Genomic DNA, 20,891 nt, shown 5'->3' with positions numbered 1-20,891 from the left:
ACCGAATTCGTTTTCCTATGAGCAGACGCGATGCCTTTCGCACAGCCCAAGTTCCTGATGGCTCTGAGCCTCGCCATGACCGCGGTCGTGAGCGGCTGCAATAGCTATAAGCCCGCCCCTCAGGCCTTCAATCAGGCGACGATCCAGCCCTATTCGCTGGACAGCGGCGACCGGCTGCGCATTACCGTGTTTGACCAACCGAGCATGACCAACACCTATACGATCGACCAGGCTGGCTACATTGCCTTCCCGCTGGTTGGCCAGGTCCCGGCTCGCGGACGGACGCTGCAGCAGCTGTCGGGCCAGATCGCCCAGAAACTCAGGCAAGGCTACCTGCGGGATCCAGACGTGACGATCGATGTCGACCGCTACCGCTCGATATTCGTTATGGGCGAAGTCGGCCAGTCCGGCCAATACGCCTACGTTCCCGGAATGACGGTGCAGAACGCCGTTGCCGTTGCCGGCGGCTTTACCTCGCGCGCCAATCAAGGAGCCGTCGACGTGACCCGCAAGATCAATGGGCAAGTGATCACCGGCCGCGTCAACATCTCTTCGGCGATTATCGCCGGCGACACCATCTACGTGCGCGAACGACTGTTCTGATCCTCGATGACCGAACAGCGCCCCCTCCGCATCCTCCATTGCTTCAGGTCACCGGTCGGCGGAATCTTCCGCCATGTCCGCGATCTGGTGCTGGAGCACAGCAAGGCGGGGCATGAGGTCGGCATTCTTTGCGACAGTTCAACGGGCGGCGAGCATGAGGACCGGCTGTTCGACGAGATTCGTCCCTTTCTGTCGATGGGATTGACGCGCATGCCCATGCGGCGGCATGTCAGCCTCTCCGACATCGGAGTGATCTGGGATACGTACAAGAACATTAAAAGTTTGCGGCCGGATGTGCTGCACGGTCACGGCGCCAAAGGCGGTGTGCTCGCGCGGCTTGCCGGCTCAGCCCTGCGGGTGAACAGGTATCGCGTAGCCCGCCTCTACACTGCGCACGGCGGAAGCCTGCATTATTCCCGCAGGTCGCTCACGGGGCAATTCGTGCTCCGCATGGAGCGCTTGCAGGAATACTTCACGGACGCGCTCGTCTTCATCTGCGAATACGAGCGTGATGCCTACACGAAGAAGGTCGGGCGACCGCAGACCGAAACGCGGCTGATCTACAATGGGATCGCCGAGCGAGACTTCGAGCTCATCCCGACCCGTTCGGATGCTGTCCACTACATCTATGTCGGCATGCTGCGGGACCTTAAAGGTCCCGATCTCTTTGTGGAGGCCTTCGCGAAAGCTGAGCGCATTCTCGGACGCCCGCTTTCGGCTGTGATGATCGGCGATGGGCCAGACCGCGACAGATACCGCGAGATGATGATCGAGCGCGGCCTCGGCAAGCGGATCAGCATGCTGCCGGCAATGCGCGTTCAGCAGGCTTTCGCCATGTCCCAGAACCTCGTCGTGCCGTCGCGGGCCGAAGCCATGCCCTACATCGTGCTCGAGGGCCTCGGCGCCGGCAAGACCATCATCGCGACCCGCGTCGGCGGAATTCCCGAGGTATTGGGCCGAGATAGCCCTGCCCTCGTCAACCCGGAAGATTCCGACGATCTCGCGCGTGTGATGGCGGATGCAATCCGCATCTCGGGCTGGCACGATGAGGCAATGCCGCCGATGGAAAAGGTCAAGTCGGTCTTTTCGGCCTCGATCATGGCCAATGATGTCCTGAAATTGTACCACGACCTCCTGGATCCTCAATCCAGGCAAGCTATTGCGGTTGCTTCGTAAAAGTTTCTTAGGGCCTTTCTGCTATTGCCGTTGCGATAACCAGCGGCGGTAGCCTCATGAACAAGGCAGAAAAAAGCGATCAGTTTGACCTGGAAGCGCTGCGCAAGCAGGTTTCGGACATCAATCGACGCGCCGAAGAGGCCGACGAAGAGGTTCAGCGGGAGCCGATCAACACCTATGCCCGTCAGATCGCCGAGCAGTTCAGCGCTGGAAACCGCTCGCCGGCGATCATCATCGGCCAGTTCCGCCTGTTCGAATTTGCGTCGCAGTTTCTGATCGGGCTGCTCGCGTTCCCTCTCTGGCCTGGGAATGGAGCGGAGACTCTATCGGACCGCGGGATCACTGCCGCTATTGTTGCGGTTCTCCTCGTTTGTGCGCTCCAGACGGCCGACACCTACTCCATCCCAGCGCTCCGCGCCCGTATGCGCCTGCTGCCGCGCGTCTTTGCGGTGTGGACATCGGTCTTCCTGGTCGTCATTGCCGGAAGCGCGCTCTGCGGCAATGACGGGTTGGGACAGGCGCCGGCCTACCTTGCCTGGTTCGTTACTGGGGCAATCTTCCTGCTCGCCGCTCGCTTCCTGATCGCCTACGGCATCCGCAACTGGTCGCGCAACGGCATCATGGAGCGCCGTGCGGTGATCGTCGGTGGCGGAGAACCGGCCAAGAATCTGATCCGTGTCCTCGAACAGCAGGCCGACAACGACATCCGGATCTGCGGCATCTTCGATGACCGTGGCGAGAAACGGTCGCCGATCATGGTCGCCGGCTATCCGAAGCTCGGAACGGTCGCCGAACTGGTCGAATTCGTTCGCATCACCCGCATCGACATGCTGATCATTTCGCTTCCGCTAAGCGCGGAGGCCCGCATCCTGCAGCTGTTGAAGAAGCTCTGGGTACTGCCGGTCGACATCCGCCTGGCCGCTCACGCAAATCGCCTGCGCTTTCGCCCGCGCGCCTATTCGCGCATTGGGTCTGTCCCGATGCTCGACATCTTCAACAAGCCGATCCGGGACTGGGACTCGGTCGCCAAGCGCTGCTTCGACATCTTCTTTACGCTGCTTTCTTTGGCGCTTCTCTGGCCGATCATGCTGGCAACAGCCATCGCCATAAAGTTGACCTCGAAGGGACCGGTCTTCTTCAGGCAGAACCGCCACGGCTTCAACAACGAGATCATCAAAATCTTCAAGTTTCGCTCGATGTACGCCGACAAGGGCGACCCCACCGGGCGGGCCGCCGTCACCAAGGGGGATCCTCGCGTCACACCTGTCGGACGCTTCATCCGCAAAAGTTCGATCGACGAATTGCCACAACTTTTCAACGTCTTGAAGGGCGACCTGTCGCTGGTCGGGCCGCGTCCGCATGCCATTCTTGCCCAGGCGCGGGACCGGGCATTTGGTGATGTCGTAGAAGGCTATTTCGCCCGCCATCGCGTGAAGCCCGGTGTCACCGGCTGGGCGCAGATCAACGGCTGGCGCGGAGAAGTCGATCACGACGACAAGATCAAGTTCCGAACGGCCTACGACCTCTACTACATCGAGAACTGGTCGCTCTGGTTCGATCTGAAGATCCTGTTCCTGACGCCCTTCCGGTTGTTCAACACGGACAACGCCTATTGAGTGCGGTCGAGGCGACACATCTGCGGGTTGCCCAGCCACAGCGGGCGGCGCTGCGCTTGATTGGGTCGGCGATGGTCGCCATTGGGGTCTTTCTCTCCGGCTTCGTCATCGACGAGCCGGCACCCTACGAGCTTTGGATGGCAGCCCTCCTCGGCATCTGGTTCATCCTGGGCCTCAGGATCTCGCGCTTCACTGCGCCGCTTCTGATCCTGCTGCTTGCCTTCAACGTCGGCGGAATGCTCTCGCTGACGCAAATGAAGGATCTCGGGACCGCGCCGATGTATGTCGCCGTCTCGACCTTCCTCGCACTTACCGCAATCTTCTACGCGGCGATCATCGAGGAAAGCCATCGGCGACTGCGGCTCATCTTCGATGCCTGGGCGTTCGCCGCTGTCATCACCTCTATGCTTGGGATCCTTGGCTATTTTCACGCCTTCCCGGGAGCGGAGGTTTTCACGCTCTATGATCGCGCCAAGGGTGCCTTCCAGGACCCGAACGTATTTGGTCCATTCCTGGTCCCGCCGTCCATCTATCTTGTCCATGGCATTCTTGTCGGCAATTTGAGAGCTGCGCCGATCAAGGCCTTTGCGCTGCTGATTTTGGCGCTTGGCGTGTTTCTGTCTTTCTCGCGCGCGGCCTGGGGCCTCTTTCTTCTCGGCATTGTCCTTTTGATCTTCTGCATGCTGCTCAAGGAGCGCAGCGGCGCGTTTCGCCTGCGTATCCTGATCTTGTCGCTTGCGGCGGCCATGTTGCTGGTTGCGTCACTGGTCGTTGCATTGCAGTTCCCGAAAGTCAGTGCGCTCTTTTCGGCGCGTGCCCAGCTCGTGCAGCAATATGACGGCGAGCATCTCGGCCGTTTCGATCGCCACCGCATCGGCTTCACGATGATGATGGAGCGGCCGCTCGGAATAGGTCCGCTGGTCTTCGGCACGATGTTCCCGGAGGATGAGCACAACATCTGGCTGAAATCGCTGACGAGCTACGGCTGGCTCGGCTTTGTCAGCTATATCACAATGCTCTGCTGGACGATCTATCTCGGGTTCAGGAACCTCCTCAAGGATCGTCCCTGGCAACCCTATCTGATGATTGCCTGGATCGGAGTGCTTGGCCATGCAGCGATCGGCAACGTCATCGACATCGACCACTGGCGGCATGTCTACTTGCTTTTCGGTGTGGTCTGGGGCTGTGCCGCGCTGGAACAGCGCCACATACGCAATCATGCGGCGCAAGTGCCGCACATCGGCCTTGCGAACGAGCACCGGCGCGCTAATCTCTGATTCATGATCACAGCAACACAGATGCGCGGCGCCCGCGCGATGACCGGAATGAGCATCGAGCAACTGGCAGCCGCATCCGGTCTGCCCGCTGCCACTATCGAAACGATGGAGCGCGACGAGCAGAAAGGCGAGCCGCACGCGCTGCTCGCCGTCAAGCAAGCGCTTGAAGCGGCGGGCATCATCTTCATCGGCAGCGGCAATCACGACGAAGGCGGACCGGGCGTCAGGCTACGAGCGCGTACGGGGATCGATGAAGGTATCCGCCCAGAAAACCTCAACGCGGCAAACGACGACTAGCTGAGCTAGTCGGCGTTCTTACAGCACCGGGATTACAAATAGGCCTTTGCAAGAGCAGCGAGCTTGCCCTGATCCCTGACACCCTGTCGGTAAAGCTGGATCAGGAGCGCACCGATGGTCTCGGCGGCCGAGGTGTTCCGCTCGAGCCCCCTGTCCTTGCAGACATCGTCAAGCACCCCGGACAGAAGATCGAGATCGTCCGAGAAAAGCGGCAGGTCACGCGGAAGAACTGGGGATTTGAGCATGACGCCACAGGTCCCATCAGGGGCTATCAACACCAGAAAACATTAACGTCGACCGCCCATCCATAGCCGACATTGCGGCCACTATGCGCCCGAGCCGACCATTTATCAACCGAACATTTCCGACAGAAACATTTATGTGAACGACGCATACCGAACCGGCTTAATGCGCAAATCCGGCTTCAGTTGTTCAGCCGCTCCGAGGCAAGCTGCGACTGGAGCGAGCCCTCAATGATGATCCTTGCGCTGACCTTGACGACATAGGCCTCGGCCAATTCGGTCAACGCCAGCGCGACTTCGTGCTCCGGCCAGCCCGACGACACAGCCTTCTCGACCAGAGCCCCAAAGGGCTCCGATAGCGCTTCCCGGCATGTTTCGCTCGTTTCGCGGTCTGCCATGCGTCATCCACCAATATTCGCGGGACGTATATTACATGACACTAATAGTTTATTCGAGTTACGAAGACAAATTTCTAACGTCGGTATTTCCGTTGAGGCCCCAACAGGCAAACCATCAGCTGATGGTTCAACAAGTGACCATCAAGGAGGAGAGGTGACCTTCGGGCTGCTGGGGGTGCCGAAGGTTACTTTATAAATGGTCGGGGCGACTGGATTTGAACCAGCGACCCCTTGACCCCCAGTCAAGTGCGCTACCGGGCTGCGCTACGCCCCGACCTGCCGAAACGGCCTGATCCTGTTAGTATTTTGGGATTTGGGGCGCAAGAGGAAATCGACAGGAGAGAATAAAAAAGGAACGACGAGGGTGGAAAAGCGCGCTTCGGCCGCTAAGGGTTCCCGCTGCGTTCCGGGAGGCCATGCGTCTCACAACAAGTCGAGTGGCGAACGCCATTTGCTTGTCGGAACGCGGTGGCTTTACCATGGGCAAGTGAGCCACAAATTTCTAAGCCTCAACGGAGTCTTGTAATCCCGGCTCGTACTTCATATCGATATACGTCGAAATACGGGCTTGCGTCAGCAACCGCTTAAGGAGAATTTTCCCGAGGACATACCATGTAATTCGCGATGCTCTTGGGGGACGACATGAAGAAAATCGTGATTGCCGGCATATTGATGCTTAGTTCTTGCACAGGCTTCACTCAGCGAGACCAAACGATCCCGTACACGCTCTCGGTGGGCGAGATCTCTGCCGTTCAGAATGGAATTCGAAGGTTCCTTAAAGATCCCGCCAGTGCGACGTTCGGAAACATGATGGCAGCACAGAGACAACCAGGGATCGTCTATGTTTGCGGCATAGTAAACTCCAAGAACAAAGCTGGGGCCTTTACGGGCGGCGAGCCCTTCGCTGGCGTTTTGAAAAACACGATTGCAGCCGGGAGAGCCGCCTTTTCGTTCACCCTGACCGCCCAGGGCAACACACAAACAAACCTCAACGACATGTGCCGGCAGAACGGCGTCGTCACCTGAGGCTCGTCCTTCGAGAGCCTCCTGACGGCATCATCCCAGCTGGCCTAGCTCTTTGGAGCTCACTGGTCTGCTCGATCTCGATGACTGTGGCGCAATGCCTCGTTCATGGTTGCCTGGATCACTTGCGTTGTTTCTGCTCTATTGGGTAGGCCCGCCAAAGGCAAATCGTTGCCAAGATGAGAAATCCGACCATGAAAATGCTACGGACAACAGCAATTGCGATTCTCAGTTCAGCATGTGTAAGTGCAGCACAACCGCCAACGACGACAAGCGATTTTGGCTCCCAGACACTGGCTCTCATCAATTCTTATAGGACGAGCCGCGGCCTATCTCCGCTGGCCGCAAATGGTACTTTGAAAGCGTTGGCCCGGCAACACAGCCGGTATCAAGCAACACGGAGAGCCATCAACCATGATGGCTTTCGCCAGAGATCGGCTCAAGCCAGAGCTGCGGGGCTCAGTGTGGTGTGTTCAGAAAATGTCGGCGTTGGATATACCACTCCGCAGCAGCTTTTTGCTGGCTGGAGGAGCTCCCCGGGCCACAACACGAACTTGCTTCGACCTAATCTGCGACACGCGGGGGTAGCCGTGATCGGAGGCTACTCGACTTTCTTTGCTTGCCAGTAGCACGTCACATCTCGCTGTTCGTTAGTAACTCAAAAATGCTTGCTCGAGCCGCGCTACGCGAATAAGAGACCTGCAAAACGCGAGACTTTGGATAAGAACATGCAGATCGAGATCCCCTGCCCGAAATGCAGGAACACACGAATGAAATTCGAGCGTCCCGAGCCGCTCGACACCGATATCCTTATCTGCTTTACCTGCGGGCATGAATTGGGGACGCTGGGCTCGGTCAAGGCAAAGATGCTTGCTGCCTATGAGCGCATGAAGAAAAAAGCGCAGCAACAGCGCAAGCACTAGGTGGCGTGGACACTTGTCTGATCGATAAGACGATGGCGGCGACGCGCGACTACCGACAGACCACGGGAACCGGCGTTCGCTCCCCGGTTTGCCGCAGAATGAAAGCGATCTGCACCTCCGTGAACTTCGACTTTTTTCATGCCGAAAACTCCGTCTAGACTGGAATTTCCAGTCTCAACCGGTCCGGAAAATCGGAGGTGTCAAAGCGGCAACAATGCGTCAGGCTTCACATCACCGATTGATGCGTAACTGTGGGTTTCTCTGACGCCAGGAAGCGGCAGAATGACCCGCTGCAGGAATTCCTGAAACGTCGCCATGTCCGCTATTCGTGCTTTGACCAGGTAGTCGAAGCCACCAATCACCATATGACATTCGATGATTTCGGGTGCCTTCGCAACAGCCTCTGCAAAGCGGTCGAAGACGTGCGGCGCGGTGTGATCGAGCCTTACCTCGATAAAGACGAGCGTGCCGCGTCCGATCTTTGAAGGCTCGAGCACAGCCCGCACAGCGCGGATAAAGCCTTCACTGAAAAGCCGCTTGATGCGCTGCGATGCGCCGGTGGGTGACAATCCAACGCGTTCGGCGAGGTCAAGAACAGTCCGGCGACCATCTTCTTGCAATAGCCCGAGCAGCATCCGATCGACACGGTCCAAGTCACTCATTTCTGATTCACACTTTCTTGGGTTAGAATGCGCGACAATCACGCAAAGAAGTCGAAATTACTATATTTCGTCGCGCCGTTTGCCGCAATACGGTTGGAAAGCAACCAAGCCCCAACCAGACGAAGGCAAGCAACATCATGCACAGAACCCAACCTGCCTTAAGCACTCACACCAAAGGTGAGATCAAGATTCTCTCGCTGAGCGAAGCGGAGGTCAAAACATGCATCGACCTGCGCAAGCTGCTCGACGCGCTAGCGGACGGGTTCAAAGCGCTCTCCGATGGTCGTGTCGTCAATCCAGCGCGGCCACAACTCGATATTCCGAATGCGGGCTATTCGTTGGCGATGCCGGCGTGGATGAAGGGAATGCATTTGACCGTAAAACTGGTCAACGTGTTCGAAGGCAATATCGCCCGGGGCATCCCCAGTCACCTCGCAACAATACATCTCTTCGATCCAGAAACAGGAATACCTGTTTGCATTATGGATGGTACCTACATCACGGCCGTACGCACGTCTGGCTCAGCGGTCCTCTCGGTGCGAGAGCTCGCCAGGCGTAATGCCAAGGTCGCAACCGTCGTGGGCGCGGGCGTTCAAGCTAGCCAGCACCTTCACCTGTTGCCGCTCGTTCGCGATTTCCAGGAAATTCGAGTGTTCTCTAAAGATTTTGCTGATGCGCAGGCACTGGCTTCACGTCATTCAGGCATCACTGCCGTCGAGGACCTCGAGGCGGCGATACGCTCTTCAGATGTTGTGTGCCTCGCGACGCACTCCTATGTCCCCGCAATATCCGCAGAATGGGTTCAACCAGGAACGCACGTGTCCTCGGTTGGTGTCGCGCCGCCCGGCGGCGAACTTCCGATCGATTTGATCGCTCGCGGCACCCTCTTTGTTGAGACGCGGGATTCGTTCGCGCCAACACCCGTGGGCTGCTGCGAACTCGCAAATATTGATCCCGAGGCAGGCACCGATCTTGGTGCGATGTTGCTGGGGCAGCGATCAGGTCGGACATCTGATCAGCAGATCACGATCTACAAGGCCATGGGCGTCGCCATGGAGGATATGGTGGCAGCCGACCTCGCTTACCGCGAGGCCAAACGCCTGGGTGTGGGCCAAGCTATTTCTCTCTAGATGGCCTGGACTGTTATCTGATCCATAGGACGATTGCTGCGATGGTGACGACGGCGAGGTAGTTTCTCGCCGTTTTCTCGAAGCGCGTTGCGACTCTTCTGAACTGCTTGAGTTTGGAGAAGCAGCATTCGATCAGGTGACGTTGGGCATAGAGGTCCTTGTCCAGTGGGTATTTTTGAGCGCGGCAGGGATTATTGGGGATCACCGCCACAGCGCCTTTATCAGCGATGGCATTGTGCAGGCGATCGCTGTCATAAGCGGTGTCGGCCATGACGATGTCGGCGGGTAGGCCCTCGATCAGGGCATCGGCTTGCGGCGCATCGCCCTTCTGGCCTGCGGTAAGTGTGAAGCGGACCGGGCAGCCCGAGACCACGCACAGCCATATGGATTTTGGTGCTCAGGCCGCCTCGAGAGCGGCCAAGGGCCTGATCTTCGGCCCCTTTTTTGCGCCAGCGGCGTGCTGATGGGCGCGGATGATAGTGGAATCGACGATCAGATATTCGAAGTCCGGATCGTCCGACATCACCGCGAACATGCGCCACCAGACGCCCTTTTTGCTCCAGCGGCTGAAACGGCGGAAGACACTGTTCCATTCACCAAAAACTCCAGGCAGATCGCGCCAAGGCGAGCCGGTCCGCACGATCCAAAGTACCGCTTCCACGAACATGCGGTTGTCGCGGCCGGACGAACCGCGTGTGCGCTCGTCACCAATGATATGCGGCGATATCCGCTCCCATTGCTCATCACGCAAAATCAGACGATCCAAAACACCCATGACGGCCTCCAAAAGACAGTCTTGAATCTGATTTGCTCAGCCTTGGGAATCCGAAGAGTCCACACGACCTAGCCCGCGCTATTTGGCAAGCGCAACGCGGCCGTCGGGGCCGATGTCAACACGCCAACCCCGGTAGTCGGGGATCGAAAAATGCGGCGTCGCGAACGGCGTCGTATGCGTTTCGGTAATGACCGTCACATCTGCGCCCGCCGCTTCGCCCGCGAGGATTCCAGCAACGGCATCTTCGAACACCAGGCATTTCGTCGGATCGACTCCGAGGCGCTTGGCACCCAGCAGGTAGCATTCCGGGCTCGGTTTTCCAGCCGCCACTTCTTCGCCGCTCACCATCACGACCGGCGTCGGAATGCCCGCCGCCGCCATGCGGCTTCTGGCGAGTTCGATCGGTGCCGAGGTTACGATCGCCCACTTCGCCTGCGGAATGCTGTTTAGGAAATCAATCGCTCCCGGGATCGGGACGATGCCTTCGACATCCTCCATCTCCTCTTTCAACAATTGCCTCGCCTCATGCTGAGGATCGACGCCCGGCAGCGCCAGCTGGCGAATGACATCGCTGGCGCGAATGCCGTGAATCGTCTTGAGAAAAACCTCCGGCTCCAATCCATGGCGCACTGCCCACTCGCTCCAGACGCGTTCGACCACGGCAATGGAATTCAAGAGCGTGCCGTCCATATCGAAGAGGAAGGCGTCATAAAGTTTGCCGGGAACGGAATGAGACGCAGTCACGAGGGCTTCCTTGGTAAGTTGTATCGAATTCCGCATCGGCAGCTGATGGCGTCTTCTGTCCGATCGAATGAAGGAATGGTGCTTCCCTATATCACCCGAAGGCGAACAAGTTGGTCAGCGAACCTGGTCCAGCAAGCGTTTGCACTCCAGGAGATCGTAGAGTGCTTCCTGCAGCAGCGCCCGATCCTCCTTGCCGACGCTCGACTTGCCGATCGAAATCTCGGGAGATTCTTCGTCGCCACCGCCGAAATTGAAGAAGCGGCGGGTAATCGGCGGTTTCGCGCGCCCGACCACCTGATCCTCGTCGGACATTCCGACCCGCGGTTCGGCCGTGTTGGCGTCATCCTGCGGGGCGCCCATCAGCGCCTGGACACTGGCAAGGTCGCCATGTCCTATCGAGATGACGAACTTGTTGCCATTGGTCTTCAGAAGCTTCTGCACGCCCTTGATCGTGTAGCCATGATCGTAGAGTAGGTGGCGAATACCCTTCAGGAGATCGATATCCTCGGGCCTGTAATAGCGGCGGCCGCCGCCGCGCTTCATCGGCTTGATCTGAGGAAATCGCGTTTCCCAAAAGCGTAGGACATGCTGTGGAAGGTCTAGGTCATCCGCCACCTCGCTGATGGTGCGGAAAGCATCGGGGCTCTTATCCAACATCCTTACTCCCTACGCGGTCTCGGGGCGTGCCGCGCGTCTGTTCGGCTGATAGGACGCAGCTGTATCTCACGAACGCCAGAACCGAGCCGCGACTCATCATATTTCAACGGTTTGACGCCGTGAATTCAAGTCACGTCTTGAATACCGCACAGATCGTTCAGGGAAGATTATAGTTGTTGTCGCCTAACGAGAGAACGGTTCTCTCTTTTCAGACCGATCAGGAGGCCGGATTGGCGGTCTTCTGCTTGGTCTTGCGCAGGGTGTGCGCCTTGAGAATCCGCATCTTCAAGACATTGGACGCCTTGAAGGTCATGACGCGACGGGGAGAGATCGGTACTTCCTCGCCCGTCTTGGGGTTACGTCCGATGCGCTCGTTCTTGTCTCGCACCTGGAAGGTCGCAAAGGACGAGAGCTTGACGGTCTCGCCGCGGACAATCGCGTTACAAATCTCGTCGATGACAGTTTCCACGAGCTCGGCAGATTCGGTTCTCGAAAGACCGACCTTGCGAAAAACCGATTCCGCCAGGTCTGCTCGCGTCACTGTCTTTCCGGTCATGGTTTCCCCGCCCATTTGCCAATTATATTATGAAAGCGAACAAAGAGTATTTGTCTTGCGCCTCACGGTCAAGCTCTTGTTCGTCGGTAGTTTTTTGGATTTTCGGGTTACCAGCGCAAGAGTGCTGCGCCCCAGGTGAAGCCGCCGCCCATCGCCTCCAGCATCACCAGATCGCCTTCCTTGATCCGGCCATCGCCGGCTGCCGTTGCCAGCGCGAGGGGAATCGAGGCGGCAGACGTGTTGCCGTGAAGATCAACCGTAATGACTACTTTCTCAGGAGAGATATGCAACTTCTTGGCGGAGCCATCAATGATACGCCGATTGGCCTGATGCGGCACCAGCCAGTCGAGATCATCCGCAGTCGTCCCGGTTGCCTCGAAGGCAGCCTGAATGACATCGGTGATCATACCGACGGCATATTTGAAGACTTCCCGGCCTTCCATACGCAGCTTGCCGACAGTGCCCGTCGTCGAGGGGCCACCGTCCACGTAGAGCTTGTCCTTGTGGGAGCCATCGGAGCGCAGATGCGCCGTCAGGACGCCACGATCCGCAGTCGTGCCCTCGCCTTCCGCGGCTTCGAGCACAATCGCGCCTGCACCGTCACCGAAGAGGACGCATGTTGTGCGATCGTTCCAGTCGAGGATGCGCGAGAAAGTCTCGGCGCCAATCACCAGCACGCGCTTGGCAAGGCCGCCGCGGATATAGGCGTCGGCCGTCGTCACGGCATAGACGAAGCCCGTGCAAACCGCCTGCACGTCGAAGGCAAAGCCATGGCTCATGCCAAGGCGATTCTGAATATTGACGGCAGTCGCCGGAAAGGTGTTATCCGGCGTCGAAGTGGCACAGATGATGAGGTCGATATCGGCCGGCGTCAGTCCGGCCCTGTCGAGCGCAGCACGCGCTGCTGCTTCGCCGAGCGACGATGTCGTCTCGCCATCGCCGGCAATGTAGCGCTGGTGAATGCCGGTGCGCTGGACAATCCATTCGTCTGATGTGTCCACGACATCTTCCATGTCGCGGTTGGTCATAACGCGTTTCGGAAGTGCGGCTCCGAACCCGCGAACAACTGAACGGATCATATTGCTTAAACCCCGTCGCTCATGCGGCTTCCGGCCCGATCGGGGGCTGCCGCTTGGCATGATACTTTTGAAGATCGTTTTCTATTTTCTGATTGAGGCCATTCTTGGCCATGTCATAGCCGACCTCGATGGCAGCAGCGATGCCTTCAGCGTTAGCGCCGCCATGGCTCTTGATGACAACGCCGTTGAGGCCAAGGAAGACACCGCCGTTCACACGGCTCGGATCCATCTTTTCGCGCAGCATGTCGAACGCGCCTTTCGCGAAGAAGTAGCCGATCCTGGCAAGCAGCGTGCGCGACATTGCAGCGCGCAGATATTCGCCGATCTGGCGCGCCGTACCTTCGGCCGCCTTCAACGCAATATTGCCGGAGAAGCCTTCGGTTACGACGACGTCGACGGTCCCCTTGCCGAGATCGTTTCCTTCGACGAAGCCATAGTACTCGAGCGAGTCGATGTTCGCCTCGCGGAGCAGGCGCCCCGCTTCCTTCACCTCTTCCTGCCCCTTGATCTCTTCGACACCGACGTTCAGCAAGCCGATGGTCGGACGTTCGATCTCAAACAGCGCGCGTGCCATTGCCCCACCCATGAGGGCGAAATCCATCAACTGCTGTGAATCCGCCCCGATCGTCGCGCCGACATCAAGCACGATGCTCTCGCCCTTCAGCGTCGGCCAGATAGCAGCGATCGCCGGCCGCTCGATATTGGCCATCGTCCGCAAACAGAACTTGGCCATCGCCATGAGGGCGCCGGTGTTGCCAGCAGATATGGCAACGTCGGCTTCCTTCGTCTTCACTGCTTCGATCGTCCGCCACATGGTGGAGACATAGCGACCGCGGCGAAGCGCCTGGCTCGGCTTCTCATCCATGCGGACGGCCAGTTCGCAATCGTGGAAAACGCTCTTTTCCTTGAGCTTCGGGAACCTGTGGAGAACCGGCTCGCACTGTTCCTTCAAACCATACATCACGAAGGAAATATCGGGATGTCTTTCCAGTGCCTTGGCGGCGCCGGGGATGACAACCTGGGGACCAAAGTCGCCACCCATGAGGTCGATAGAAATTCTGATCACGCGTCCCTGATCCTTATTTTTCGCCTCCGGCAGGCGAAATTTCGGCCAAAATACCGGTTTTCCCGTCGCTTACAACTGAATTGTGTCAAATCCCCAACGGGGTTCAGTCCTTTTTCCAATCCTTCAACACGGCGAAGGCGGACGGCTTTTTATCGTTCTCTCCGGTGTCTTCCATGTGACCGCCGAACTCCACACCGGGCTTGCGTGGATAGGGATCGATCGCAAGCGCTGCAAATTCCGTGACCACGTCACCTGCGTCGATCGTATCGCCGGTAAAGCTTTCAGGAAGGTCCGGACCGTCGGGATCGAGCACCATTTCGCCCGCATCGTTGGCTGGTCGGCGTGCAAGCTTCGAATTTTCAGGCACGAAGATCTGCTCGAAGGTCTCGTCGATCGTGGATGGGACCGGATCGAGGGTGACGACGCAGGATTGGACGATATTTGCTTGAACCCTGCCCTTCAGACGGATGCCGTCGCGCTTCCACCGAGCGATCTGGAGTTCGGCTTTGAGGCCGTCGACCGAAAGGACATTCCAACGCTCGGCGAGCGCCGCCAACTCCCGCTTATCGGCCTCCAGATGCACCTCGACAGGATTGGCCGATATATGACCGACATTTACGAGGTAGGAGAATGGCACGTCATCTCTCTTGTTCTTCATCGTCTTCTCCTCAGGCAACCTTCGGGAGCGTCGCCGAGCCGGTCGCGATGACGTCTTCCGACTGAGACAAAAGATAATCCTCAGCCGCAAACATCCAGCTCGCGAGACCGCGCATATCGGCCGGCTCATTCGCCTTGGGATGAATGTTCCGAACGAGTGCGGTAGCAAGCCCTTCGGCATCCCTGATGTCCATCGCCTTGGAGTAGGCCTCAAGACGGCCATAGAACATGCCGGCCAGCTTCTTCATGCGCTTCGGTACGGTGTTGTCGCCGATCCCCAGTTCACGGATGGAGTAGTCGATATCCTCGAAGAAGGCGTCGACGATTTCCTGTGCGATCTCCTGACCGCTTGTCCCAGACGTTCGCGTGCGTCGGAAGAAGAGGATCATCACCGCCGAGAGCATTTCGAAGCGCCCCATGACCGTATCCGGGACATTCAGGCGCTCGTAGAGTTCCGGCATCCGCGCGGCCGACGTTAATGCCTGATATTGCCGATCAACGATTGCCTGATTGTTGTTTTTCTTGCCAAAGAGCCCGAAGATCATCGTTTTTTCCGGAAAGGCCTCATTCTTGACGCCAAGCGGCGTCCGGCCTTGTTGCATGATTTCGAAAGCTGGTTTACCGAAGCAGGCGCGAATTGCAATGCCGAAGGTGGCCACTTTCGGGACAGCACCCCCATCTGTCCGCACGAGCCAACGGGGTCTGACCCCGGAATGGCCACAATGGTTTTGCATCAGCGATCTGAGGCCGGTGGCTGCCATTCATAATTTTAGGGAGTAGATGTCGTTGACGAAACGGTATTTCAAGTCTGACAAAAAATTCCTCAGCAATGCCGCCATTGCCATCATGATCGCCTCCGCCGGACTTTCGGGCTGCCAGACAGGAACCGTGCTTAATGGCGGGTATGTCGCCGACGAGCAATCGTTGAACCTTGTCCCGGAAGGATCGAGCCGCGAGCAGGTTCTCCTATCCCTGGGCACGCCGTCAACGACGGCGACGTTCGACGGTGAAGTCTTCTATTACATCTCACAGCGCCGCGAGCGCTCCATGGCCTTCCAGAAACTGAAAGTCGTCGACCAGAGCGTTCTGGCGATCTATTTTGACAAGGACGGCATCGTTACGCGTCGCGCGAACTACACCCTCAAGGACGGCAAGGTTTTCGATACGATTACCCGCGTCACCCCGACAGGCGGCAAGGACTTCACCTTCCTACAACAGCTTCTGTCCGGCGGCAGTGCCGCGAACGCTGCCAAGGGCCTCTTCGGGGGCGGCACCTCTCAGCCGGCCTCGCCGCAGAACCCGGCCAGCTTGCGCTAACGCGGATAGAATTCTCAAAGAAAAACCCCCGAAGGTTGTTGTCCAACTTTCGGGGGTCAGTTCAGTCGCTCCGGCGGGTTTTTAGTTCGCGGTTCGCCTCAGGCCAGAACGGCAAGAAGCAGTAGCGCTACGATGTTGGTGATCTTGATCGCCGGATTGACGGCCGGACCGGCCGTGTCCTTGTAGGGGTCGCCAACCGTGTCGCCAGTCACCGAAGCCTTGTGCGCATCGGATCCCTTCATGTGGCGAACGCCGTCCTTGTCGACGAAGCCGTCCTCGAAGGATTTCTTGGCGTTATCCCAGGCGCCGCCGCCCGATGTCATCGAAATGGCGACGAAGAGGCCGTTGATGATCACGCCGAGCAAGGATGCGCCCAGCGCCGCAAAGGCCGAAGCCTTCGATCCGGAGATGGCAAGAACGCCGAAATACACGACGACCGGTGCCAACACCGGCAGCAAGGACGGTATGATCATTTCGCGAATGGCCGCCTTCGTCAGCAAGTCGACGGCCCTGCCATAGTCCGGCCGCTCCGTCCCCTGCATGATGCCCGGCTTCTCCTTGAACTGGCGGCGAACCTCCTCGACGATCGCGCCAGCCGCACGACCGACGGCAGTCATGGCAATGCCGCCGAAGAGATACGGAATCATGCCGCCGAAGATCAGCCCCGCCACTACGTAGGGATTCGAGAGGTCGAACGAGATCTCACCAATTCCCGCAAAGTAAGGGTACTTGTCCCCGTTCGCCGCGAAATATTTGAGATCGTACGAATAGGCAGCAAAGAGCACGAGTGCTCCGAGGCCTGCCGAGCCAATCGCGTACCCTTTGGTGACCGCCTTCGTCGTGTTTCCCACGGCATCAAGCGCGTCGGTCGACTTGCGAACTTCAGGCGGCAGATGAGACATCTCGGCAATACCACCGGCATTGTCCGTTACTGGACCGAAGGCATCCAGAGCAACGATCATGCCGGCTATGCCGAGCATCGCGGTAACCGCAATACCGGTACCGAAAAGACCACCCAGCTGATAGGTTGCAAGAATACCGCCGACGATGACAATGGCCGGCAACGCCGTCGACTCGAGCGAAACTGCCAGCCCCTGGATGACGTTGGTTCCATGACCGGTCACCGACGCCTGGGCGATCGAGTTGACCGGGCGCTTGTTGGTGCCTGTATAGTACTCGGTAATGACGACGATCAGCGCTGTCACGATCAGACCGACGATACCGCAGAGAAACAGGTGCGTGCCGGTGATGTCACTGCCGCCGACGGTTCCGACGCTTCCCCACCCGATGGTCAGGGACGTCGCAGCGCCGAGACCGACGATTGACAGCAGGCCGGTCACGATCAGGCCCTTATACAGGGCGCCCATAATCGACCCGTTGCTGCCGAGCTTGACGAAGAAGGTGCCTATGATCGAGGTGATGATGCAGGCGCCGCAAATGGCAAGCGGATAGACCATTGCCGCTTGCAGGATGGGCGCGCCGGCGAAGAAGATCGCCGCGAGAACCATCGTTGCAACGACGGATACGGCGTAAGTTTCGAAGAGGTCGGCAGCCATGCCTGCGCAATCGCCGACGTTGTCGCCGACGTTATCAGCGATCGTGGCAGGGTTGCGCGGATCATCTTCCGGGATGCCCGCTTCAACCTTGCCGACAAGGTCGCCGCCGACGTCGGCGCCCTTGGTGAAGATGCCGCCGCCCAGACGGGCGAAGATCGAAATCAGCGACGCACCGAAACCAAGCGCGACGAGTGAATCGATGACCTCGCGGGAGCTTCCCTCGCGCCCAAGAATGACGGTGAGGACGTAGTAGTAGACGGACACGCCGAGCAAGGCGAGACCAGCGACCAGAAGCCCGGTGATCGCGCCAGACTTGAATGCGATCTCAAGTCCCGCGGACAAGCTTTGAGACGCCGCCTGCGCCGTGCGCACATTGGCGCGCACCGAGACGTGCATGCCGATGAAGCCAGCGGCGCCGGAAAGAACCGCGCCAATGAGGAAACCAATTGCAGCCATGCCGGAGAGCAGCAGCCAGGCTGCAATGAAAACGACGATGCCGACGATTGCGATAGTCTTATACTGGCGCGTCAGGTAGGCCTGCGCACCTTCACGAATATAGCCTGCAATTTCTTGCATACGCTTGTTACCCTGATCGGCGGCAAGCACCGACCGGGTCGCCCAGATGGCATAGACCACCGAGAGCAGACCGCATGCTATTACCCATAAAAGAATGCTCATTTCGCTCTTTCCTCCAAAAGAGCCGGAGTTCACTCCCTCTCCGGCTGCGAATACGCCGACTCGATTTCCTCCCACAGAAATGCTGCAACGCCGCGCGGAGATTGCGTGGAGGAAAACGGCGCGTCAAGCCCGCAAACGCCAAAAGCCCTTGCAGCACAATGGGAACCGGGAGTTTCTGGAGGTCGGGGCCACGGCCCCGGCAGAACGCTACTTCTTGGCTTCGCCGCGAACCTGCTTCGCGATGCGGTCGAGCACCGCATTGACGAGCTTCGGTTCATCTTCGCTAAAGAAGGCCTGGGCGATCTCGACATATTCCGTCACGATGACCGCGACGGGAACATCCTTGCGATCGAGGATTTCGAACACGCCGGCACGCAGGATCGCGCGAACCGTGCTATCGAGACGCGACAGCGCCCAGTCGTCCTGAAGAGCGGACGCGATCAGCGGATCGAGCCGACGCTGTTCTCGCACGACACCGGAGACGATGGAGCGGAACCAGGAGGGGTCGGCCTTCAGATAGGTCTCGCCGTCGAGTTCCTGGCCGAGGCGATGCGCCTCATACTCGGCGACGATTTCCAGGACGCCGGTGCCGCCAATATCCATCTGGTAGAGCGCCTGAACGGCAGCCAGGCGCGCAGCGCCTCGCTGGTTCGCGGTCTTGACGGGACGCTCCGAGTTTTCGTTGTTCATTCGTTATGCACCCAATCTCTTCTTCAGCTCGATCATCGTGAGAGCTGCACGGGCGGCAAAACCGCCCTTGTCCTTGTCCGAACGGCGGGCACGAGCCCAGGCCTGGTCGTCATTTTCCACCGTCAGAATACCATTGCCAATGGCAATGGACTCGCTCACTGCCAGATCCATCAGCGCACGCGAGGATTCATTCGACACGATGTCGAAATGATACGTCTCGCCGCGGATAACCATGCCAAGGGCGACGTACCCGTCGTACTGCGTGCCGTCATTATCTGCTCCGTCGAGCGCCATGGCAATCGCCGCCGGAATTTCGAGAGCACCGGGAACGGTGACTACCTCATAGGTCGCGCCGGCCTCTTTCAACGCGAAAGTCGCGCCTTCAAGCAAGGCATCGGCCATGTCGTCGTAGAAGCGTGCTTCAACGATCAGAATGTGGGGAGCGGTTTCTCGCGCCATGCTTCACCTTGGGTAGCTAGAGGACTTTGCCATTCGGCAGGCCGCGGTCAAAACACGCCGCGACCCGAATGGCAAGCAAATTCCGAACATGGATTGGATGCGAAATCTTGGAATCACGGCAAGGGCATGGCGGACAATCCTCGCATCGGCTTGCCGCGACAGCTTCCCGGCGCCTCGAAGATGGCAAATGAAGGGCGATCCGCATGAACAATTTGTAACCAAATTCCAGATACTTATCAGTTGAAGGCGGATGATTCCGACACCAATTTCACCTGTGTAACGCTGACGATCCACTGCCGACAACCGATCGTCAGAGCAGATGAAAGGATACTCCCATGAATCGCGTTGCCGCCATCGCCTCCGCAGTCGCCACTCTCGCCTTCGCAGACGCCAGCCGTGCGGAAAGTCTCGATATGAATACCCCCTCGGGCATCGAACGAACGCTGCGCAGCTTCAGCGGCGGCAATCTAGATGTTCGGCAGGTGTACGATCACGGCGGCTCGGGAAACATCGGTGACCCCAAGTCCTTTGCCGCACGCAGCGTGAACGACATCCAAATGATCCGCGCCGCCATTGCCGTCAACAAGCCTCTTGTGCATCAACTCAACGCCAGAGGCGTCTTGTTGGGAAACATCGTCAATGCCGACCAGGCCGCGGATGGCGGCATCACCGTCTACTATCGATAAAAGCAAGGGCGGCAGCGGATGCTGTCGCCCGATATTATGCTTTGCGGTTGTATTTCCCCGCAGGATGGTGCCTCCTCCCCGGAAACAGGAGGTGCAAATGTCCAGCGTATCGAAGCCAGTGATCAACGTCGCCGATGTGAAGCTTGAGCACTGGAAGCAAGGAGATCTGTACGAGGGCGCAGATGTCTCGTTCGGGTCGCTTCTCGGCCTCGCCGGTCTTGGCATAAGCTACAATGAAGTGCCGCCCGGCAAGTCGAGCTGTCCGTTCCACAACCATCATGTGGAGGATGAACTGTTCTTCGTTATTGAAGGCGCCGGCGAGTATCGCTTCGGTCCTGACCGCTATCCAATCCGGAAAGGCGACACGCTTGGTGCTCCAGCCGGAGGACAAGAGACCGCCCACCAGATCATCAACACAGGTTCGACGCCTCTCATTTACCTCGGCATCTCGACAATGGCGAAGACCGAGATTGTCGAATATCCGGATTCCGGCAAATTTCTTGCCAAGACTAATCGCGACGCAGCGCAAACGAACCGCTTTCGCTTCATCGGCAGCGAAAGCGGCAACCTGGATTATTGGGATGGGGAGCCCGGTGCATGACGCCCATTCAGGAGAGCATTTCG

Annotated in this window: 25 protein-coding genes, 1 tRNA gene and 1 pseudogene; 12 read left to right on the top strand and 15 right to left on the bottom strand. The window is 58.4% G+C overall.

Annotation, left to right across the window (positions count from 1 at the left end; genetic code table 11):
• Positions 1–30 precede the first annotated feature (30 nt).
• From ACSQ9D_RS05045 to ACSQ9D_RS05025, 5 genes are read left to right on the top strand one after another with little or no spacing between them, the layout of a single operon-like run.
• On the top strand, positions 31–603 hold the full coding sequence (locus ACSQ9D_RS05045; RefSeq protein ID WP_436281397.1) for a polysaccharide biosynthesis/export family protein: 573 nt from the start codon (positions 31–33) through the stop codon (positions 601–603).
• A 6-nt stretch (positions 604–609) separates the two neighbouring features.
• A complete protein-coding gene (locus ACSQ9D_RS05040) occupies positions 610–1,779 on the top strand; it encodes a glycosyltransferase family 4 protein (protein ID WP_436281396.1) in 1,170 nt (389 codons plus the stop codon).
• Positions 1,780–1,835: 56 nt separating this feature from the next.
• Positions 1,836–3,395 (top strand): undecaprenyl-phosphate glucose phosphotransferase, encoded by a 1,560-nt coding sequence (locus tag ACSQ9D_RS05035; RefSeq protein WP_436281395.1) that lies wholly within the window; start codon positions 1,836–1,838, stop codon positions 3,393–3,395.
• Entirely contained in the window at positions 3,392–4,672 is a 1,281-nt protein-coding gene (locus ACSQ9D_RS05030; protein WP_436281394.1) for an O-antigen ligase family protein, read from the top strand. Before ACSQ9D_RS05035 ends, ACSQ9D_RS05030 begins: the two co-directional genes overlap by 4 nt.
• Before the next feature lie 3 nt (positions 4,673–4,675).
• Positions 4,676–4,969, top strand: a complete 294-nt coding sequence (locus ACSQ9D_RS05025) for a helix-turn-helix domain-containing protein (RefSeq protein ID WP_037116905.1) — start codon at positions 4,676–4,678, stop codon at positions 4,967–4,969.
• Positions 4,970–5,001: 32 nt separating this feature from the next.
• On the opposite strand, the gene ACSQ9D_RS05020 is transcribed toward ACSQ9D_RS05025, so the two are convergent.
• From ACSQ9D_RS05020 to ACSQ9D_RS05010, 3 genes are all read right to left on the bottom strand, one after another.
• Complete coding sequence (locus tag ACSQ9D_RS05020) at positions 5,002–5,214, bottom strand: hypothetical protein (RefSeq protein ID WP_024316591.1); 213 nt, start codon at positions 5,212–5,214, stop codon at positions 5,002–5,004.
• 179 nt (positions 5,215–5,393) lie between these two features.
• Positions 5,394–5,609 (bottom strand): hypothetical protein, encoded by a 216-nt coding sequence (locus ACSQ9D_RS05015; protein ID WP_436281393.1) that lies wholly within the window; start codon positions 5,607–5,609, stop codon positions 5,394–5,396.
• A gap of 197 nt (positions 5,610–5,806) precedes the next feature.
• Positions 5,807–5,883, bottom strand: a tRNA-Pro gene (locus tag ACSQ9D_RS05010).
• Between the two features lie 368 nt (positions 5,884–6,251).
• Between ACSQ9D_RS05010 and ACSQ9D_RS05005 the strand changes: the two genes are divergently transcribed.
• The 3 genes from ACSQ9D_RS05005 to ACSQ9D_RS04995 all read left to right on the top strand — a co-directional run bounded on the left by ACSQ9D_RS05005 (position 6,252) and on the right by ACSQ9D_RS04995 (position 7,555).
• Positions 6,252–6,635: a hypothetical protein gene (locus ACSQ9D_RS05005; RefSeq protein WP_436281392.1), complete on the top strand. Its 384-nt coding sequence runs from the start codon at positions 6,252–6,254 to the stop codon at positions 6,633–6,635.
• Positions 6,636–6,811: 176 nt separating this feature from the next.
• Complete coding sequence (locus ACSQ9D_RS05000; protein ID WP_436281391.1) at positions 6,812–7,261, top strand: CAP domain-containing protein; 450 nt, start codon at positions 6,812–6,814, stop codon at positions 7,259–7,261.
• 99 nt (positions 7,262–7,360) lie between these two features.
• Positions 7,361–7,555: a hypothetical protein gene (locus tag ACSQ9D_RS04995; RefSeq protein WP_156139838.1), complete on the top strand. Its 195-nt coding sequence runs from the start codon at positions 7,361–7,363 to the stop codon at positions 7,553–7,555.
• 200 nt (positions 7,556–7,755) lie between these two features.
• Here ACSQ9D_RS04995 and ACSQ9D_RS04990 read toward each other — a convergent pair whose 3' ends face one another.
• Positions 7,756–8,217, bottom strand: a complete 462-nt coding sequence (locus ACSQ9D_RS04990; protein ID WP_024324002.1) for an Lrp/AsnC family transcriptional regulator — start codon at positions 8,215–8,217, stop codon at positions 7,756–7,758.
• Between the two features lie 137 nt (positions 8,218–8,354).
• Between ACSQ9D_RS04990 and ACSQ9D_RS04985 the strand changes: the two genes are divergently transcribed.
• The gene (locus ACSQ9D_RS04985) at positions 8,355–9,347 is read left to right on the top strand and encodes an ornithine cyclodeaminase family protein (RefSeq protein WP_436281390.1); all 993 of its coding nucleotides are present in this window, start codon (positions 8,355–8,357) and stop codon (positions 9,345–9,347) included.
• A gap of 13 nt (positions 9,348–9,360) precedes the next feature.
• Here the strand turns inward: ACSQ9D_RS04985 and ACSQ9D_RS04980 are convergent.
• The 8 genes and pseudogenes from ACSQ9D_RS04980 to ACSQ9D_RS04945 all read right to left on the bottom strand — a co-directional run bounded on the left by ACSQ9D_RS04980 (position 9,361) and on the right by ACSQ9D_RS04945 (position 15,483).
• Positions 9,361–10,122 (bottom strand): annotated as a pseudogene (locus ACSQ9D_RS04980) (IS5 family transposase).
• Between the two features lie 78 nt (positions 10,123–10,200).
• Positions 10,201–10,866, bottom strand: a complete 666-nt coding sequence (locus ACSQ9D_RS04975; protein WP_047520309.1) for an HAD family hydrolase — start codon at positions 10,864–10,866, stop codon at positions 10,201–10,203.
• Positions 10,867–10,980: 114 nt separating this feature from the next.
• Complete coding sequence (locus ACSQ9D_RS04970; protein ID WP_436281389.1) at positions 10,981–11,523, bottom strand: MerR family transcriptional regulator; 543 nt, start codon at positions 11,521–11,523, stop codon at positions 10,981–10,983.
• Between the two features lie 217 nt (positions 11,524–11,740).
• The gene (locus tag ACSQ9D_RS04965; RefSeq protein ID WP_024316597.1) at positions 11,741–12,079 is read right to left on the bottom strand and encodes an integration host factor subunit alpha; all 339 of its coding nucleotides are present in this window, start codon (positions 12,077–12,079) and stop codon (positions 11,741–11,743) included.
• A 107-nt stretch (positions 12,080–12,186) separates the two neighbouring features.
• Complete coding sequence (locus tag ACSQ9D_RS04960) at positions 12,187–13,158, bottom strand: beta-ketoacyl-ACP synthase III (RefSeq protein WP_436281388.1); 972 nt, start codon at positions 13,156–13,158, stop codon at positions 12,187–12,189.
• Positions 13,159–13,177: 19 nt separating this feature from the next.
• A complete protein-coding gene (gene plsX, locus ACSQ9D_RS04955; protein ID WP_436281387.1) occupies positions 13,178–14,224 on the bottom strand; it encodes a phosphate acyltransferase PlsX in 1,047 nt (348 codons plus the stop codon).
• 103 nt (positions 14,225–14,327) lie between these two features.
• Positions 14,328–14,882 carry a YceD family protein gene (locus ACSQ9D_RS04950; protein ID WP_436281386.1) on the bottom strand — a complete coding sequence of 185 codons (555 nt, stop codon included), beginning with the start codon at positions 14,880–14,882 and terminating at the stop codon, positions 14,328–14,330.
• Positions 14,883–14,892: 10 nt separating this feature from the next.
• Entirely contained in the window at positions 14,893–15,483 is a 591-nt protein-coding gene (locus tag ACSQ9D_RS04945; RefSeq protein WP_197066033.1) for a ubiquinol-cytochrome C chaperone family protein, read from the bottom strand.
• Positions 15,484–15,661: 178 nt separating this feature from the next.
• Between ACSQ9D_RS04945 and ACSQ9D_RS04940 the strand changes: the two genes are divergently transcribed.
• Positions 15,662–16,198: an outer membrane protein assembly factor BamE gene (locus tag ACSQ9D_RS04940; protein ID WP_024316602.1), complete on the top strand. Its 537-nt coding sequence runs from the start codon at positions 15,662–15,664 to the stop codon at positions 16,196–16,198.
• A gap of 98 nt (positions 16,199–16,296) precedes the next feature.
• Here ACSQ9D_RS04940 and ACSQ9D_RS04935 read toward each other — a convergent pair whose 3' ends face one another.
• The 3 genes from ACSQ9D_RS04935 to ACSQ9D_RS04925 all read right to left on the bottom strand — a co-directional run bounded on the left by ACSQ9D_RS04935 (position 16,297) and on the right by ACSQ9D_RS04925 (position 19,581).
• Positions 16,297–18,432, bottom strand: a complete 2,136-nt coding sequence (locus tag ACSQ9D_RS04935; protein WP_436281385.1) for a sodium-translocating pyrophosphatase — start codon at positions 18,430–18,432, stop codon at positions 16,297–16,299.
• A 207-nt stretch (positions 18,433–18,639) separates the two neighbouring features.
• A complete protein-coding gene (gene nusB / locus ACSQ9D_RS04930; protein WP_007801071.1) occupies positions 18,640–19,122 on the bottom strand; it encodes a transcription antitermination factor NusB in 483 nt (160 codons plus the stop codon).
• Between the two features lie 3 nt (positions 19,123–19,125).
• Entirely contained in the window at positions 19,126–19,581 is a 456-nt protein-coding gene (locus ACSQ9D_RS04925; RefSeq protein ID WP_024316605.1) for a 6,7-dimethyl-8-ribityllumazine synthase, read from the bottom strand.
• A gap of 335 nt (positions 19,582–19,916) precedes the next feature.
• Between ACSQ9D_RS04925 and ACSQ9D_RS04920 the strand changes: the two genes are divergently transcribed.
• Entirely contained in the window at positions 19,917–20,267 is a 351-nt protein-coding gene (locus ACSQ9D_RS04920) for a hypothetical protein (RefSeq protein ID WP_436281384.1), read from the top strand.
• A 97-nt stretch (positions 20,268–20,364) separates the two neighbouring features.
• Positions 20,365–20,868 (top strand): cupin domain-containing protein, encoded by a 504-nt coding sequence (locus ACSQ9D_RS04915; protein ID WP_436281383.1) that lies wholly within the window; start codon positions 20,365–20,367, stop codon positions 20,866–20,868.
• Positions 20,869–20,891: the final 23 nt, after the last annotated feature.

This window comes from Rhizobium sp. LjRoot258 (assembly GCF_964254185.1).
Taxonomy (GTDB): Bacteria; Pseudomonadota; Alphaproteobacteria; order Rhizobiales; family Rhizobiaceae; genus Rhizobium.
Note: the sequence above shows the minus strand (reverse complement) of the source record. Positions and strands in the feature narration are given on the sequence as shown.

Bases quoted from the DNA above. Each gene is read 5' to 3' on its own strand.
- ACSQ9D_RS04920 (WP_436281384.1), top strand. From the start codon at position 19,917: ATGAATCGCGTTGCCGCCATCGCCTCCGCAGTCGCCACTCTCGCCTTC.
- ACSQ9D_RS04990 (WP_024324002.1), bottom strand. From the start codon at position 8,217: ATGAGTGACTTGGACCGTGTCGATCGGATGCTGCTCGGGCTATTGCAA.
- ACSQ9D_RS04950 (WP_436281386.1), bottom strand. From the start codon at position 14,882: ATGAAGAACAAGAGAGATGACGTGCCATTCTCCTACCTCGTAAATGTC.
- ACSQ9D_RS04915 (WP_436281383.1), top strand. From the start codon at position 20,365: ATGTCCAGCGTATCGAAGCCAGTGATCAACGTCGCCGATGTGAAGCTT.
- ACSQ9D_RS04965 (WP_024316597.1), bottom strand. From the start codon at position 12,079: ATGACCGGAAAGACAGTGACGCGAGCAGACCTGGCGGAATCGGTTTTT.
- ACSQ9D_RS04960 (WP_436281388.1), bottom strand. From the start codon at position 13,158: ATGATCCGTTCAGTTGTTCGCGGGTTCGGAGCCGCACTTCCGAAACGC.
- ACSQ9D_RS04940 (WP_024316602.1), top strand. From the start codon at position 15,662: ATGTCGTTGACGAAACGGTATTTCAAGTCTGACAAAAAATTCCTCAGC.
- ACSQ9D_RS04935 (WP_436281385.1), bottom strand. From the start codon at position 18,432: ATGAGCATTCTTTTATGGGTAATAGCATGCGGTCTGCTCTCGGTGGTC.
- ACSQ9D_RS05005 (WP_436281392.1), top strand. From the start codon at position 6,252: ATGAAGAAAATCGTGATTGCCGGCATATTGATGCTTAGTTCTTGCACA.
- ACSQ9D_RS05045 (WP_436281397.1), top strand. From the start codon at position 31: ATGCCTTTCGCACAGCCCAAGTTCCTGATGGCTCTGAGCCTCGCCATG.
- ACSQ9D_RS04945 (WP_197066033.1), bottom strand. From the start codon at position 15,483: ATGCAACAAGGCCGGACGCCGCTTGGCGTCAAGAATGAGGCCTTTCCG.
- ACSQ9D_RS04985 (WP_436281390.1), top strand. From the start codon at position 8,355: ATGCACAGAACCCAACCTGCCTTAAGCACTCACACCAAAGGTGAGATC.
- ACSQ9D_RS05025 (WP_037116905.1), top strand. From the start codon at position 4,676: ATGATCACAGCAACACAGATGCGCGGCGCCCGCGCGATGACCGGAATG.
- ACSQ9D_RS04925 (WP_024316605.1), bottom strand. From the start codon at position 19,581: ATGGCGCGAGAAACCGCTCCCCACATTCTGATCGTTGAAGCACGCTTC.
- ACSQ9D_RS05015 (WP_436281393.1), bottom strand. From the start codon at position 5,609: ATGGCAGACCGCGAAACGAGCGAAACATGCCGGGAAGCGCTATCGGAG.
- ACSQ9D_RS05035 (WP_436281395.1), top strand. From the start codon at position 1,836: ATGAACAAGGCAGAAAAAAGCGATCAGTTTGACCTGGAAGCGCTGCGC.
- nusB (WP_007801071.1), bottom strand. From the start codon at position 19,122: ATGAACAACGAAAACTCGGAGCGTCCCGTCAAGACCGCGAACCAGCGA.
- ACSQ9D_RS05040 (WP_436281396.1), top strand. From the start codon at position 610: ATGACCGAACAGCGCCCCCTCCGCATCCTCCATTGCTTCAGGTCACCG.
- ACSQ9D_RS04970 (WP_436281389.1), bottom strand. From the start codon at position 11,523: ATGTTGGATAAGAGCCCCGATGCTTTCCGCACCATCAGCGAGGTGGCG.
- ACSQ9D_RS05020 (WP_024316591.1), bottom strand. From the start codon at position 5,214: ATGCTCAAATCCCCAGTTCTTCCGCGTGACCTGCCGCTTTTCTCGGAC.
- ACSQ9D_RS05000 (WP_436281391.1), top strand. From the start codon at position 6,812: ATGAGAAATCCGACCATGAAAATGCTACGGACAACAGCAATTGCGATT.
- ACSQ9D_RS04995 (WP_156139838.1), top strand. From the start codon at position 7,361: ATGCAGATCGAGATCCCCTGCCCGAAATGCAGGAACACACGAATGAAA.